The organism is Aeromonas sp. (genome assembly GCF_051657805.1).
Classification (GTDB): domain Bacteria; phylum Pseudomonadota; class Gammaproteobacteria; order Enterobacterales; family Aeromonadaceae; genus Aeromonas.
This window is the reverse complement of sequence record NZ_JBOFLJ010000024.1, coordinates 698,431-713,830: the sequence shown is the minus strand read 5'-3', so window position 1 is coordinate 713,830 and position 15,400 is coordinate 698,431. Positions and strand designations below refer to the sequence as shown.

Annotated in this window: 11 protein-coding genes; 6 read left to right on the top strand and 5 right to left on the bottom strand. The window is 63.9% G+C overall.

Annotated features, from left to right (window positions below; genetic code table 11):
- Positions 1-251: 251 nt before the first annotated feature.
- Complete coding sequence (locus ACRCYW_RS12305) at positions 252-1,103, bottom strand: Tim44 domain-containing protein (RefSeq protein WP_438550368.1); 852 nt, start codon at positions 1,101-1,103, stop codon at positions 252-254.
- 453 nt (positions 1,104-1,556) lie between these two features.
- On the opposite strand from ACRCYW_RS12305, the gene dnaB reads away from it, so the two are divergent.
- Both dnaB and alr read left to right on the top strand, forming a co-directional pair.
- Positions 1,557-2,951 (top strand): replicative DNA helicase, encoded by a 1,395-nt coding sequence (gene dnaB, locus ACRCYW_RS12300; RefSeq protein WP_349921229.1) that lies wholly within the window; start codon positions 1,557-1,559, stop codon positions 2,949-2,951.
- Positions 2,952-3,094: 143 nt separating this feature from the next.
- Positions 3,095-4,168: an alanine racemase gene (gene alr, locus ACRCYW_RS12295; protein WP_438550367.1), complete on the top strand. Its 1,074-nt coding sequence runs from the start codon at positions 3,095-3,097 to the stop codon at positions 4,166-4,168.
- A gap of 153 nt (positions 4,169-4,321) precedes the next feature.
- Here the strand turns inward: alr and putA are convergent, their stop codons facing one another.
- The gene (putA, locus tag ACRCYW_RS12290; protein ID WP_438550366.1) at positions 4,322-8,263 is read right to left on the bottom strand and encodes a trifunctional transcriptional regulator/proline dehydrogenase/L-glutamate gamma-semialdehyde dehydrogenase; all 3,942 of its coding nucleotides are present in this window, start codon (positions 8,261-8,263) and stop codon (positions 4,322-4,324) included.
- A 409-nt stretch (positions 8,264-8,672) separates the two neighbouring features.
- On the opposite strand from putA, the gene ACRCYW_RS12285 reads away from it, so the two are divergent.
- Positions 8,673-9,110: a VOC family protein gene (locus ACRCYW_RS12285; RefSeq protein ID WP_438550365.1), complete on the top strand. Its 438-nt coding sequence runs from the start codon at positions 8,673-8,675 to the stop codon at positions 9,108-9,110.
- Between the two features lie 61 nt (positions 9,111-9,171).
- Here ACRCYW_RS12285 and fumC read toward each other — a convergent pair whose 3' ends face one another.
- Positions 9,172-10,563 (bottom strand): class II fumarate hydratase, encoded by a 1,392-nt coding sequence (fumC, locus tag ACRCYW_RS12280; protein WP_438550364.1) that lies wholly within the window; start codon positions 10,561-10,563, stop codon positions 9,172-9,174.
- A 123-nt stretch (positions 10,564-10,686) separates the two neighbouring features.
- On the opposite strand from fumC, the gene ACRCYW_RS12275 reads away from it, so the two are divergent.
- The 3 genes from ACRCYW_RS12275 to ACRCYW_RS12265 are packed head-to-tail and all read left to right on the top strand — an operon-like array spanning position 10,687 to position 13,762.
- Positions 10,687-11,115 (top strand): MarR family winged helix-turn-helix transcriptional regulator, encoded by a 429-nt coding sequence (locus ACRCYW_RS12275; protein WP_438550363.1) that lies wholly within the window; start codon positions 10,687-10,689, stop codon positions 11,113-11,115.
- Positions 11,116-11,151: 36 nt separating this feature from the next.
- Complete coding sequence (locus tag ACRCYW_RS12270; RefSeq protein WP_438550362.1) at positions 11,152-12,213, top strand: HlyD family secretion protein; 1,062 nt, start codon at positions 11,152-11,154, stop codon at positions 12,211-12,213.
- Positions 12,214-12,220: 7 nt separating this feature from the next.
- Positions 12,221-13,762 (top strand): DHA2 family efflux MFS transporter permease subunit, encoded by a 1,542-nt coding sequence (locus ACRCYW_RS12265; protein ID WP_438550361.1) that lies wholly within the window; start codon positions 12,221-12,223, stop codon positions 13,760-13,762.
- Between the two features lie 143 nt (positions 13,763-13,905).
- Here ACRCYW_RS12265 and pepE read toward each other — a convergent pair whose 3' ends face one another.
- Together pepE and ACRCYW_RS12255 are read right to left on the bottom strand one after the other, a co-directional pair.
- A complete protein-coding gene (gene pepE / locus ACRCYW_RS12260) occupies positions 13,906-14,634 on the bottom strand; it encodes a dipeptidase PepE (RefSeq protein ID WP_438550360.1) in 729 nt (242 codons plus the stop codon).
- Between the two features lie 154 nt (positions 14,635-14,788).
- A complete protein-coding gene (locus ACRCYW_RS12255) occupies positions 14,789-15,400 on the bottom strand; it encodes a response regulator transcription factor (protein ID WP_438550359.1) in 612 nt (203 codons plus the stop codon).

Genomic DNA, 15,400 nt, shown 5'->3' with positions numbered 1-15,400 from the left:
GCTATCAGTTTTCTACAAGGTTCTCTGTTGTAGTTGAAAGATTGATTTGATCACGAAGAATGCACAGTAAAAATGAAAGAGGCGGCCTATTGGTCGCCTCTTTCATTCATGGTGCTTCATGAAATTGATGATGTAGTTATTAATGGGCGTGACCAGGCCGGGCGTCATTGCCACAGTGCAATAGCATTCAGAGCACCGAGATAGAAAAGGCGACCCTGAGGTCGCCTTTTATATTTCCTGAAGGGAGAGCCTTACAGCTGCTCGATCCCGACGATGTGCCAAGGGGCATTGTCCTTGGCGAGGTCACGCTCGAGGTGCCACACCTCCTTGATGTCCTCCTCGACGTTGTCCTGGCGGTCCATGTAGCGGCCGCTGAAGCGCACGCTGACCTGGGCCCAGTCGCTACCGTAGTCGGCACGGACCAGCTGGGTGTCCACATACATCACTTCGGTATGCTGCTCGCCGGTCAGTTCGGCGCGCTCGGCCTTGAGGCTCTCGAATAGTTCCGGGCTCACGTACTCGCGTACCTTCTCCAGATCGTTCTTGTTCCACGCCTCTTGCAGGGTGCGATAGTGATCGCGGGCGCCGGACAGGAAGCCATTCATGTCAAAGCCCGGGGGCAGACGGAAGGGCACGTCGCTGTCGGCGAAGCCGGTCGCCTGCGGGGCGCTGTGGCTCTGCTCAAACTGCTGCGGGGCCTGGGGAGGCTGGTAGCCCGCATAGGCGGCCTGTGGCTGGGCCGTCGCCGCCTTGCTCTTGCGCAGGGCGCGGAACAGGAAGACGCCACCCAGGGCCAGCAGGGCGATCAGCAGCATGTCCATGCCTTGCAGACCTTCGAAGGCGCCGCTGCCCAGCAGGTAGGCGAACAGGCCGCCGGCCAGCAGACCGCCCAGCAGGCCGCCCATCATGCCGCTCTTCTTGGGGGCCGCGGCCAGGGTCGGGTTCTTGCCGTTTACTGGGGCTGCGGCTGGAGCCGGTTGTGCCGGCGCCGTCTTGTAGCTCTTGCCAAAGGATTTGCCGCCGCCAAACTTCTTGGCTTCGGCGATGGGTGCCCCGAGGCCAATGGCCAGGATCACGGCAAACAGGGTCAGCATCTTTTTCATTTTGACTCTTTTCACTCTCATGTGGATGGGGGCATGCTCTGCTTGTGCAAGCTCAGCGAGGCGCATGGCAGGCTGCCTGTCCCTTTTTGTGTTGCAGCTTGCGACTATGATTAACACGTTTGGCATGAATTATTCATGAACGAATTGTCCCCCTCGGGACGGCAACAGGAGAAGCTGGATGAAAAACAGACGACCGAGCCGCAAAGAACGCAGACTGCGCAACAAGGCGAGAGCCAAGGGGCAGGATCAGACCCTGGTGTGGCCCTTTATCGTGTTGTGACGGTGACGGGATAACCCGATTAGTCATCCCGACGGGTGATGATAATCCGCCATGGCTTGACCCGGAGGAGGGGAAAGATAGCCGGGCTCTTTGAATGGCGCGCATTAGCGCTCGCGATGGCGGGGTTTCTTTTGTAAAATTCCCGTCCCCTTCCCGCTGCGGTTTTTATGTGTATGGCAGAGCAAGTGACGGCGAAAAAAGACGCCAAGACACAACAGCTGAAAGTTCCCCCCCACTCCTTTGAGGCCGAACAGTCCGTACTGGGCGGCCTGATGCTGGACAACGAGGCCTGGGATCGGGTGGCCGAGCGGGTGATCGACAAGGATTTCTACAGCCGTCCCCACCGCCTCATCTTCCAGGCCATGACCCGCCTCTCCAACGCGGGCAACCCCATCGATCTCATCACCCTGCAGGAGGAGCTGGAACGCTCCGAGCAACTGGAGGAGTCCGGTGGCTTCGCCTACCTGGTGGAGATCGCGAAGAACACCCCGAGCGCCGCCAACATCAACGCCTACGCCGAGATAGTGCGGGAGCGGGCCGTGGTGCGGGAGATGATCTCGGTCGCCAACGAGATCGTCGAGGCGGGCTACGAGCCCCAGGGGCGCACCTCGGGGGATCTGCTGGATCTCGCCGAGAGCAAGGTGTTCCAGATTGCCGAGCAGCGCTCCAGCGCGAACGAGGGCCCCCAGCCCCTGAACCTCATCCTGGAGCAGACGGTCGACAAGATTGAGGAGCTGTTCAAGACTCCCCACAACGGGGTGACCGGGGTCTCCAGCGGTTACGGGGATTTGGACAAGATGACAGCCGGCCTGCAGCGCTCGGACTTGATTATCGTGGCGGCCCGTCCCTCCATGGGCAAGACGACCTTTGCCATGAACCTGTGCGAGCACGCGGCGCTCACCGCCGACAAGCCGGTGCTGATCTTCTCCCTCGAGATGCCCTCGGAGCAGATCATCATGCGTATGCTCGCCTCGGTCGGGCGCATCGATCAGACCAAGGTGCGGACCGGCCAGCTCGACGACGAGGATTGGGCGCGGCTCTCCTCCACCATGGGGCTCCTGCTCGAGAAGGGCAAGATGTACATCGACGACGCCTCCGGCCTGACCCCGACCGACGTGCGCTCCCGCGCCCGGCGCATCGCCCGTGAGCACGGGGGGCTGTCCATGATCATGATCGACTACCTGCAGCTGATGCGGGTACCGGCTCTCTCCGACAACCGGACCCTGGAGATCGGTGAAATCTCCCGCTCCCTCAAGGCCCTGGCGAAAGAGCTGCAGTGCCCCGTGGTGGCGCTCTCCCAGCTGAACCGAAGCCTGGAACAGCGGGCCGACAAGCGCCCGGTCAACTCGGATCTTCGTGAATCCGGCTCCATCGAGCAGGATGCGGACTTGATCATGTTTATCTACCGCGACGAGGTGTATCACGACGACAGCCCCGACAAGGGCATCGCCGAGATCATCATCGGCAAGCAGCGTAACGGCCCCATAGGTCGGGTGCGGCTCACCTTCCAGGGCCAGTTCTCCCGGTTCGACAACTACGCCGGCCCGGCCTTTGACGACGATTATTAGACGGGAGCGCATCGCACCCCGATGACAAGACACAGTTTTCCCGGTTCGACAATTCTGCCGGTCCGGCCTTAGACGATGACTATTAAGGGCTGGCACCTCTGTGCCTGGCGCCGCGCGCCACATGCCCTCGTAAGGGAAAACAGATGAAAGCGGCTATAGCCCAAATCGATACAGCGGCCCTGCGCCACAACCTCGCCGTGGTCAAACGCCACGCCCCCTCCTGCAAGATCATCGCCGTGGTCAAGGCCAACGCCTATGGCCACGGCCTGTTGCCGGTCGCCCGCACCCTGGTGGATGCGGACGCCTACGCGGTGGCCCGCATCGAGGAGGCGCTGATGCTGCGCTCCTGCGCCGTGGTCAAGCCCATAGTGCTGCTGGAGGGCTTTTTCTCGAGTGCAGACTTGCCCGTGCTGGCGGCCAACAACCTGCAGACAGCCGTGCACACCTGGGAGCAGCTCGAGGCCCTGGAGCAGGCCGAACTGCCGGCCCCCGTGGTGGCCTGGCTCAAGCTCGACACCGGCATGCACCGGCTCGGGGTACGGGCCGACGAGATGCCCGCCTTTATCGAACGCCTCGGCAAGTGCAAGAACGTGGTGCAGCCGTTCAACATCATGACCCACTTCAGCCGCTCCGATGAGCTGGAGCAGGCCACCACCCGCGAGCAGATCGACCTGTTCAGCCGATTGACCGCCCCCCTCAAGGGTGAGCGCGCCATGGCGAACTCGGCAGGCATCCTGGCCTGGCCGGATTCCCACTGCGACTGGGTGCGCCCCGGCGTGATCCTGTATGGCGTCTCCCCCTTCCCGGGGACCGTGGCGGCGGATTATGACCTGAAACCCGTGATGACCCTCAAGACCCAGCTGATTGCGGTGCGGGATCACAAGGCCGGCGAGCCGGTGGGTTATGGCGCGAACTGGGTGTCGGAGCGCGATACCCGGCTCGGGGTCATCGCCATCGGCTACGGCGACGGCTACCCACGCATGGCGCCCAACGGTACCTCCGTGCTGGTCAACGGCCGCATAGTGCCCCTGGTGGGCCGCGTCTCCATGGACATGACGACTGTGGATCTCGGCCCGGGGGCCACCGACAAGGCCGGTGACGAGGCCGTGCTCTGGGGTGAGGGCCTGCCGGTGGAGCGGGTGGCCGAGGAGATTGGCACTATCCCCTACGAGCTGATCACCAAGCTGACGTCTCGTGTGTTTATGGAGTACGTTTAACTCCCCCTCATCCCCAGCCCTTCTCCCGCGAGGGGGAAGGAGAAACAAAAAGGCCGCCCTTATCGGGGCGGCCTTTTTTATGCTCTGGTGTTTGTGGTGTGGATATGAAAAAGCCCCGCGTCAGCGGGGCTTTTGTCTCTGTCGGAGCAGTGATTAACCGATCGTCATCAAGCTGGCGTTGCCGCCGGCGGCGGCTGTGTTGACCGAGAGTGCGTGCTCGATCAGCAGGCGCTCCAGCGGGATGTCGGTCTCGCCGCGGTGCAGGCCGTGCACCCCGACGATGGCGCCAGGGCGGGCGGCGGCGAGCTTGCTTACCTCGCTCAGCTGATCCGAGTCACCGTGGTGCAGCAGGGCATCGAAGGCGGTGTCGCCGTTGGCCCAGTCCGCTACCAGCTGGATGCGGCCCCGCACCTCGGCCGGCAGGCCGGATTGCAGGGTACGGTTCTGGGCATTGTCCTGCCACAGTACTTCGGTTCCGACCGCGAGACAGGCCGCCAGCTGGGCCAGCAGATCCGCCTTATCCTCGGCCAGACAGAGTACCCGCTCCCTGGGCAGCAGGCTGTAGGTGTTGCGCTCACCGGTGGGACCGACCAGCACCTGGGTCAGGCCACTCTGGGCCAGCTCGGCATACTGGTCGCACAGGGTCACCAGAGCTTTCTCCTGCTTGGCTGCCCAGTTGCGCAGCGCCTGCAGGGCCGGCTTACTCGCCTCGCCGCGCTGGGTTGCACCGGATTCCTGGCGCAACTGGTTGGCCACCGCATCCTGCGGGCGGGTCGCCAGCAGGCGGTACATGTAGAGCGGGCCACCCGCCTTGGGGCCGGTGCCGGAGAGGCCCTCACCACCGAAGGGTTGCACCCCGACCACGGCCCCGACGATGTTGCGGTTCACGTAGAGGTTGCCGACCTTGGCGGTGTTGACCACCTGGGCTATGGTCTCGTCGATCCGGGTGTGCACACCCAGGGTCAGGCCGTAGCCGCTGTCATTGATCTGAGTCAGCAGCTCGCCGAGCTTGGCGCGCGGGTAGCGCACCAGGTGCAGCACGGGGCCGAACACCTCGCGGCCGAGCTCATCCAGGCTGTCGAGCTCGATAAGCGTCGGCAGCACGAAGGTGCCGCGGCTGTAATCGGCACCTTGCGCCCGGGCGATCTGATGCACCTTGCGACCCTTGTTGGTCATGGCCTTGATGTGCTGCTCGATGTTGCCCTTGGCCTCGGCGTCGATCACGGGACCGATATCGGTGGAGAGATGCTCGGGGCTCCCGACCTTGTATTCGGCCATGGCCCCCTTGAGCATGCGGATCACCCGATCCGCCACGTCGTCCTGCACGCACAGCACCCGCAGGGCGGAGCAGCGCTGGCCGGCGCTGTCGAACGCGGAGGAGATGACGTCCATCACCACCTGTTCGGTCAGGGCGGAGGAGTCGACGATCATGGCGTTCTGACCGCCGGTCTCGGCGATGAGGGGTATGGTGCGGCCCTGGGCATCGAGGCGACCGGCCAGGTTGCGGGAGATGATGCCCGCCACCTCGGTGGAGCCGGTGAACATGACGCCGCGCACCCGTTCGTCGGCAATCAGCGCCGCGCCCACGGTTTCACCGCGGCCCGGCAGCAGTTGCACCGCGCCAGCGGGCACACCGGCTTCCAGCAGGATGCGTACCGCTTGCGCTGCGATGAGCGGGGTCTGCTCGGCGGGTTTCGCCAGCACCGTATTGCCGGCGGCGAGGGCCGCGCACACCTGGCCGCTGAAGATGGCGAGCGGGAAGTTCCAGGGGCTGATGCAGACCACGGGGCCGAGCGGCCTGTGGCTGTCGTTGGCGAAGTGGTTGCGCGCCTGGGCGGCGTAGTAACGCAGGAAATCCACCGCCTCGCGCACCTCGGCGATGGCGTTGCTGAAGGTCTTGCCGGACTCGCGCACCAGCAGGCCCATCAGGGGCTGCAGCTCGGATTCCATCAGATCGGCGGCGCGCTCCAGCACGGCGGCGCGCTCGGCGGGTGGGGTGGACTGCCAGATCTGGCCACTGGCGAGGGCGCAGGTCAGCGCGCTGTCGACCAGCTCAGGGGTGGCTTCGCTCACCTGACCGACCAGGTCGCGGTGATCCGCCGGGTTGACCACGTTCTGAAACTCGGTCGACGCCGGTACATCAGCGCCCAGCATGGGCACGGCCTGATAGCGGGTATTGGTGCTGGCGAGCAGGGCGGCGGAGAGGGACCCCAAACGGTGTTCGTTCGCGAGATCCAGCCCTTCGGAGTTCGGGCGCGCCTCGCCGTACAGCTCCCGCGGCAGGGGGATGCGCGGGTGCGACAGACCCAGGGTGCCTTCGCGAGCGGCCATCTGCTCGATCTGCTGCACCGGATCCTGCACTAGGTCCGCCAGGGAGATGTTGTTGTCCGCGATGCGGTTGACGAAGGAGGTGTTGGCCCCGTTCTCCAGCAGGCGGCGCACCAGGTAGGCGAGCAGGGTCTCGTGGCTGCCGACCGGCGCATAGATGCGGCAGGGGCGGCCGAGCTTGCCGTCGGCGACCTTGCCGACCACCTGTTCGTACAGCGGCTCACCCATGCCGTGCAGGCACTGGAACTCGTACTGGCCCGGGTAGTAGTTCTGACCGGCGAGTTGATAGATGGCCGACAGGGAGTGCGCGTTGTGGGTGGCGAACTGGGGATAGATGGCCTCAGGCACCGCCAACAGCTTGCGGGCGCAGGCCAGATAGGAGAGGTCGGTATAGGGCTTGCGGGTATAGACGGGGTAGCCTTCCAGGCCATCCTGCTGGGCGCGCTTGATCTCGCTGTCCCAGTAGGCGCCCTTCACCAGCCGGATCATCAGGCGGTGACGGCTGCGCTTGGCCAGGTCGATGACGTAGTCGATGGCATAGGGGCAGCGCTTCTGATAGGCCTGGATGACGAAGCCGATGCCATTCCAGTCGGCGAGGGACGGGTCGAAGCAGAGCTTTTCCAATAGGTCGAGCGAGATCTCCAGGCGATCGGCCTCTTCGGCGTCGATGTTGATGCCGATGTCGTACTGCTTGGCGAGCTGAGTCAGGGAGAGCAATGTGGGGTAGAGCTCCTCCATCACCCGATCATACTGGGCGCGGCTGTAGCGCGGGTGCAGGGCGGAGAGCTTGATGGAGATGCCCGGGCCCTCGTAGATGCCGCGGCCGTGGGAGGCCTTGCCGATGGCGTGGATGGCCTGCTCGTAGGAGGCCAGATAGCGCTTGGCGTCCTCCTCGGTCAGGGCCGCTTCCCCCAGCATGTCGTAGGAGTAACGGAAGCCCTTGGTCTCCATGGCGCCGGCGTTCGCCAGCGCCTCGGCGATGGTCTCGCCGGTGACGAACTGCTCACCCATCAGCCGCATGGCCATGTCGACGCCCTTGCGGATCAGCGGCTCGCCGCCCTTGCCGATCAGCCCCTTGAGGGAGCTGTTCAGACCCGCCTCGTTATGGGTGGCCACCAGCTTGCCGGTGATGAGCAGGCCCCAAGAGGCGGCGTTGACGAACAGGGAGGTGCTGTTGCCCAGATGCTGGCTCCAGTTACCGCCGCTTATCTTGTCGCGGATGAGAGCGTCGCGGGTCGCCTTGTCCGGGATGCGCAGCAGCGCTTCCGCCAGACACATCAGGGCCACCCCTTCCTGGGAGGAGAGGGAGAACTCCTGCAGCAGCCCCTGCACCAGACCCTGGCGGCCGCTGGCACCCTTCTGGTTGCGCAGCTTCTCGGCGATGCTCATGGCGAGCTTCTGGGTCGCCTCGGCCTTGTCTTTGGGCAGGCGCGCCTGCTCCAGCAGCATGGGCACGGCCTCGGTCTCGGGGCGGCGATAGGCGGAGGTAATGGCGGCGCGCAGCACGGACTGCGGCAAGATGCTCTCGGCGAACTCGAGGAAGACCTGGATACCCTGCTCGGTCAGCGCCTCCAGCGGCTCTTCCCCTGCAGCGGCGGCCAGCCCGGACTGCTCTGGCGGGGTCAGGCCGCGATCCAGCTGCTCCAGGTAGGTGAAGATCGCCTGCTTGATCAGCCAGTGGGGGGTGCGATCCAGGGTCTGGGCGGCCTGCTTGAGCCGGTCGCGGGTCGCTTCGTCGAGTTTAACGCCAAGGGTGGTGGTGGCCATGGGACTTCCTGTGTCTAGAAGGTAACAATATTACCGAACGGTTAAATTTTGACGATGATGGTGCAACCAGGTGCAACCTTCAAGTAAGAAATTTTAATGTGCCGGCTACATTGCTGAATTTATCCCTGTCCGTTGACGCTCGAGAGTGCGACCTAAATGTGGCACCTCATCTGTTTTCATAGAAATATTAGTGGCTTGGGAAATACACCTTATCTCCGGGGTGGGGTGCAACCCATGGCATGGTGGGTGACTCTTTTTTGTGGGGGGGCCGCCATGCGCTCTGAGGGGGCGAGTACAACCGCCTCTTGTGGGTTTCGTATGGCCTTGTCAGGCCGTGTCCTGGCGAAGCACGGCTCTTCTATGCTGATAGCTGGCCAAGGGGCCAGCCATCGATGACAAGGAGAAAGCCATGGCGCGTGTCAGTACCTATCTCAACTTTGCCCGGGAGACGGAGGCGGCGTTTTTGTTCTATCGCGAGGTGTTTGGCGGCGACTTCAACGGTCCCATCCATCGCTTCAAGGACTCCCCCGGCTGCCCGGGCCAGCCGGCCCTGTCCGAGGCGGACGGGGAGCTGGTGATGCACGTGGAGCTCGCCATCCTCGGCGGTCACGTGTTGATGGGGACGGATGCCCCCGCCAGCATGGGCTTCACCCTGGTGCAGGGCAACAACAGCTACCTCAACCTGGAGCCGGACAGCCGGGGGGAGACAGACCGGCTGTTCGCGGCCCTGGGAGCGGGAGGCAAGGTGGAGATGGCGCTGCAGGAGATGTTCTGGGGGGACTACTTCGGCTCACTGGTGGACAAGTTCGGTACCCACTGGATGTTCAACTGCCAGAGCAAGACCTGATAGCGGCCTTGCAATGAAAAAGGGCGCCATGGCGCCCTTTTTATTTCTGTGGATTGATGCCTTATTGCTTGCGGCCCACCATATCGGCGGGCACCACCCAGGCATCGAACTGCTGCGCCGTGAGGTGGCCGGAGGCGATGGCCGCATCCCGCAGGCTGAGCCCCTGGTGGTGGGCATGCTTGGCTATCTCGGCCGCCTTGTCGTAGCCGATGTGGGGGTTGAGCGCCGTCACCAGCATCAGGGAGCGGGAGAGCAGCTCGTCGATGCGGTCCCGGTTCGGGCTGATGCCGATGGCGCAGTGCTCGTTGAAGCTCTTCATGCCATCCGCCAGCAGCCGCACGCTCTGCAGGAAGTTGTGGGCGATCATGGGTCTGAACACGTTCAGCTCGAAGTTGCCGCTGGCGCCGCCGATGTTGATGGCAACGTCGTTGCCCATCACCTGGGCGCACAGCATGGTGAGCGCCTCGCTCTGGGTCGGATTGACCTTGCCCGGCATGATGGAGGAGCCGGGCTCGTTCTCGGGGATGAGCAATTCGCCAAGCCCGCTGCGCGGGCCGCTCGCGAGCCAGCGCACGTCGTTGGCGATCTTCATGAGCGATGCCGCCAGAGTTTTGAGGGCGCCGTGGGCATGGACCTGGGCATCGCTCGCCGCCAGCGCCTCGAACTTGTTGGGGGCGCTCACCAGCGGCAGGCCGGTCTGCTCGGCCAGGGTCCTGGCCACCGCCTCGGCGAAGCCGGGGGGGCAGTTCAGGCCGGTACCGACCGCGGTGCCGCCGAGTGCCAGCTCATACAGATGGGGCAGGGCGGCGCGCAGGTGGCGTTCCCCCTGCTCCAACTGGGCGACCCAGCCGGAGAACTCCTGGCCCAGGGTGAGGGGGGTCGCATCCTGCAGGTGGGTGCGGCCTATCTTGACGATGTCGTCGAAGGCGGCGGCCTTGCTCGCCAGGGTCTCCTTGAGGGCGATGAGCGCCGGCAGCAGCTGGCCCGTGATGGCGGTGGCGGCGGCCAGGTTCATGGCGCTCGGGAAGACGTCGTTGCTGGACTGGCTCTTGTTGACCTCGTCGTTGGGGTGGATCAGGCGATCCTCCCCCCGGGCGCCGCCGAGCAGCTCGCTCGCTCGGTTCGCCAGCACCTCGTTGAGATTCATGTTGGTCTGGGTTCCGGAGCCGGTCTGCCACACCATCAGCGGGAACTCGGCCTGGTGCTGGCCGCACAGGATCTCGTCCGCCGCCGCCATGATGGCCTGGGCCTTGCGGGCGGCGAGCAGCCCGAGATCGTGGTTGACCCGGGCGCAGGCAGACTTGATGCGGGCGAGGGCATAGATGATCTCCTGGGGTTGCCGCTCCCCGGAGATGTTGAAGTGATGCAATGAGCGCTGGGTCTGGGCGCCCCAGAGCCTGTCCGCCGGCACGGCGATCTCCCCGAGGCTGTCCCGTTCCATCCTGATATTCATGACATTTCTCCTGCCGATTGGATGCTGGTTCCCTAGCATGGCCATAAACGACGGCCGAGGCCAGTTTGCATAAACCTGTATTTTGCATATAATAAGCAAAGCTTATTATATAGGTTGGCTATCATGTACAAACAACCGGATACCCTGGGATTCCTGATCGGCGACGTGCAGCGCCTGATGCGCCGCCAGTTCCAGCAGCAGCTGGAGGGCAGTTGTCTGACCCTGGCCCAGGCTCGCGTCCTGGTCCATATCGCCCGCAGCGAGGGCATACGCCAGGTGGATCTCGCCGAGCGGTTGGACGTCCAGCCCATCACGCTGGCGCGCCAGCTCGATCAGATGGCCGACAACGGCCTGGTGGAGCGGCGCAACGACCCCAACGACAGGCGTGCCCATCAGCTGTTCCTGACCGAGGGGGCCGAACCCTATCTCGAGAAGATCAAGCAGGCCTCCGCTGTGGTGCATCAGCACGCCATCGGTGAGCTGGGGGAGGAGGGCACCAGCGCCCTCTGCGACGCCCTCAAGACCCTGCGCGACAATCTCTCGAAGTATTGATCCCATCTTTATCAGCATTGAATGTGGAGTGTTTCTATGAATGCCGAATCTTCCCCTCCCCAAACACCGGTGACGAGCCGCCGCCGGACCCGTCTGCTTCTGCTGGTGGTGGTACCGGCCCTGGCCCTGCTGGGCATAGGTGCCATCTACATGCTGGGTGGCCGCTATGTCGAGACCGACAACGCCTATGTGAAGGCGGACAAGGTGCCCATCAGTACAGAGGTGCTGGGCCGGGTGGCCAAGGTCTATGTGAATGAGAACGAGCAGGTCAAGGCCGGTCAGCTGATGTTCGAGCTGGATCCCGAGACCTTCCTGGTGGCGGTAACCAAGGCCGAGGCGGAGCTCGCCAAGGTGCGTACCGATCTGGTGGCACTGCAGACCAGCTATCGCGGTCAGCAGGCGGAGATCGACGTGGCCCGCACCCGCCACGCCTATGCCCTGAAAGAGGAGCACCGTCAGGCGGATCTGGTGGCCAAGCATTTCACCTCCACCGCCAACTATGACGATGCCCGCCAGCTCACCATACAGACTGCCCAGCAGCAGGTGGCGCTGGAGGAGGGGCTCAAGAAGATAGAGGCCTCCCTGAACGGGGACGTCAACCTGCCGGTGGAGCAGCAGCCCGCCTATCAGGAAGCCGCCGCCGAGCTCGCCAAGGCCAAGCTGGATCTCGCCCGCACCAAGATCTACGCCCCCGCCAACGGCATCGCCAGCCAGCTGCCCAAGCCGGGCCAGTACAGCATCGTCGGCATGACCGCCATGATGTTGGTGGAGACTGACAGCCCCTGGATAGAGGCGAACTTCACCGAAACCGAGCTGACCCATGTACAGCCGGGGCAGGAGGTGGAGATCAGCCTGGATACCTACCCGGATGCCCATTGGCACGGGGTGGTGGAGAGCCTGAGCCCGGCCACCGGCTCCGAGTTCTCGGTGATCCCGGCCCAGAATGCCACCGGCAACTGGGTCAAGATCGCCCAGCGAGTCGCGGTGCGCATCAAGCTGGACGAGATGACCTCCGGGCCCACCCTGCGCGCCGGCCTGAGCGCCATCACCAAGATAGACACCGGCCACAAACGCAGCCTGCTGGGCTGGTCATTCTGAGGTTGATATGACGACGCAAAGCCATCAGGGGGTGGATCAGATCTCCCGACGTGGCTTCATCACCCTATCGGTGATGTTGGCCACCATCATGCAGGCGCTGGACACCACCATCGCCAACGTCGCCCTGCCCCATATGCAGGGGGCCATGGGGGCGACCCAGGATCAGATCTCCTGGGTGCTCACCTCCTACATAGTGGCGGCGGCCATCTTCATGCCGCTCACCGGCTTCGTTTCGGCGCGGATAGGTCGCAAGAAACTCTTCATGTGGTCGGTGGCGGGTTTCACCGTCGCCTCCATGCTGTGCGGGGCGGCCCAGAGCCTGGATCAGATAGTGCTGTTCCGCCTGCTGCAGGGGATCTTCGGCGCCAGCCTGGTGCCCCTCTCCCAGGCCGTGCTGTTAGACACCTATCCGCCGGAGAAACATGGCTCCGCCATGGCGCTCTGGGGCATAGGGGTCATGGTGGGCCCCATCCTGGGGCCATCCCTCGGTGGCTGGCTCACCGAGTACTACAACTGGCGCTGGGTGTTCTACATCAACCTGCCGTTCGGCCTGCTGGCCTGGTTCGGCCTCGCCGCCTTCATCGAGGAGACCAGGATAGATGCGAGCCGCCGCTTCGATCTGCTGGGCTTCGCCCTGCTCAGCCTCGGCATAGGGGCGCTGCAGATGGCGCTGGACAGGGGGGAGTCACAGAACTGGTTCGCGAGCCCCGAGATCGTCATCGAGACCATACTGATGGTGATGGCGTTTTACCTGTTCGTTGTGCACATCTTCACCCACAAGCACCCCTACATAGAGCCGGCCCTGTTCAAGGATCGCAACTTCAGCGTCGGGCTGGTGTTCATCTTCATCGTCGGCATCATCTTGCTGGCGACCATGACCCTGCTGCCCCCCTTCATGCAGGGACTGATGGGCTATCCGGTCATCGACGTGGGCTATCTGCTGGCACCGCGGGGGGTGGGTACCATGTTCGCCATGATGTTGGTGGGCCGGTTGTCCGGCCGGGTGGATGTTCGCATCCTCATCCTGCTGGGGCTGCTGCTCACCAGCTTCTCCATGTGGGAGATGACCCTGTTCAACACGGACATCAGCAGTTGGGACATAGTGCGCACCGGGATAGTGCAGGGGCTGGGGCTCGGCTTCATCTTCGTGCCGCTCTCCACCATCACCTTCGCGACCCTGGCGCCGCGTTTTCGCAACGAGGGGACGGCATTGTTCAGCCTGGTGCGCAACATAGGTAGCAGCATCGGCATCTCTGTGGTGATCACCTATCTGGCCCAACGCACCCAGATGAACCACGAGGTGTTCGCCTCCTACATCACCCCCTTCAACACCGGGTTGCAGCAGGGGATGGGGGTGGCGGCGCTGATGGCGCCCAAGGGGCTCGCCATGCTCAACGGCGAGGTGACCCGTCAGGCCAGCCTGCTCGCCTACCTGCAGGACTTCCGCCTGATGATGTGGGTGACCCTGTGCGCCGTGCCGCTGGTGCTGCTGCTCAAGGCCCCCAAGCGCGGGGCCGGCAACAAGGAGGAGATGGCTATTCTGGAATAAGGGCCTGCCCTTATCCGCAGCACCTTGTGCTCAGCCCTGGCGCCGACAGAGGTGGCACGAGGGAGAACACAGGGGATAAAAAAGAGGGATGGCTCAGGCCATCCCTCTTTTCATTTGCGCATTAAGCTGACGGCGCAGCCTCTTCACACCTTGGGGGTGAAGGGGGTCAGCCCGGCAAGGGGCGCGGCATCCATAAATTCTTGGGGCGCCTCACCGTGTTTGAAGATCTTGAAGTCCTGGCCGCGGGCGCTCCAGTACTCTATGGCTTCGCCACTCACCTGTAACAGGCTGGCTTCGCGCAGGGCGACCACGTGCTCGCTCGGGTTGACGGCGCAGAACTCGGCGAGGCGCTCGTCCCGGGTCTCGCCCATGTGGCCGCTGATGCTGGCATCCAGGTAGTGAGGGTTGATCTGCAGCGGGAACAGGCCGAGGGCGGGCAATACGGCTGCGTTGCACACCGGCATGTCGTTGGTGGTGCGAATGCTCGGGGTCGCCACGTTGCAACCTGCGCTCCAGCCCACATAGGGCACGCCACGCTCGCGCACGGCGCGCTGGATTGGCACGATCAGGCTGTATTCGTGCAGCAGCTGGTTCAGGCGCCAGGTGTTGCCGCCGCTGATGAAGATGGCATCGGCCTGGTTGATGGCCGCCACAGGATCGTCGAAGTGGTGGATGCTGATGGCTTCCACTCCCAGGCTCTCGGTGAGCTCATTGGCGCGGGCATCCCAGTCGCTGCGGATCACCGCATAGGGGATGAGCAGGATGCGCTTGACCTGTTTGCGGGCGAGCACGCTCTGAACCCGCTCACGGGCCCAGCCGAGCAGGCCAGGGAATTCGGTGGCTTTACCATTGCTCAGAAGAAGCAGTTCCATAGTGACTCCTCGATAGCTGAAAGGCGCAGGGCCGAGGGCCCTGAGTAAGGCAGACAGGCACTCTACCCCCATCGGGGCAAAAAGTGTGTGATCTCATCCCACTTTGTGCCCGGCTATTGATTGCATGGTCAGTTTTTGGCCGCCACCACCTGCCTCAATTTGGGTGCCGGGTGACATCCGCATAGAGCAGCATCAGCTCGGCCATGGACTCCACCTCGAGCCGCTTCATCAGGCTGGCGCGACTTACTTCGACGGTGCGCACCGAGATGCAGAGTGTGTTCGCGATCTGCTGGTTCTTGTGGCCCTGGGCGATGAGCTGCAACAGCTGATGCTCGCGGGGGGGCAGGCGGCAGTAGGCGCGCTGGTGCGCGAGGCGTGTCGCGGCGACCCGGGTCTCCTGCCAGGCCCGTTCGATGGCACCGAGCAGGGGGGCGAGCTGTACCGGTTTTTGCAGGAAGTCGACCGCCCCCTGTTTCAAGGATTCCACCGCCAGGGGCACATCCCCGTGGCCGGTGAGAAACAGGATGGCGACGGGGCTCTGGGCCTCTTTCAGCCTCTGCTGCAGCTCCGGGCCGGACAGCCCCGGCATACGGCAATCCAGGATCAGGCAGGCGGGTTGCTCCAAGTCCACCTCGGCGAGGAAGCGCTCGCCATCGTCGAAGCAGTCAAGGGTCAGATCGCTGCTCTCCAGCATAAAGCGCAGGGCGTCGAGCACGGCCCTGTCGTCGTCGACCAGATAGAGGGGGAGCTGGGAGGGGCTCGGCAT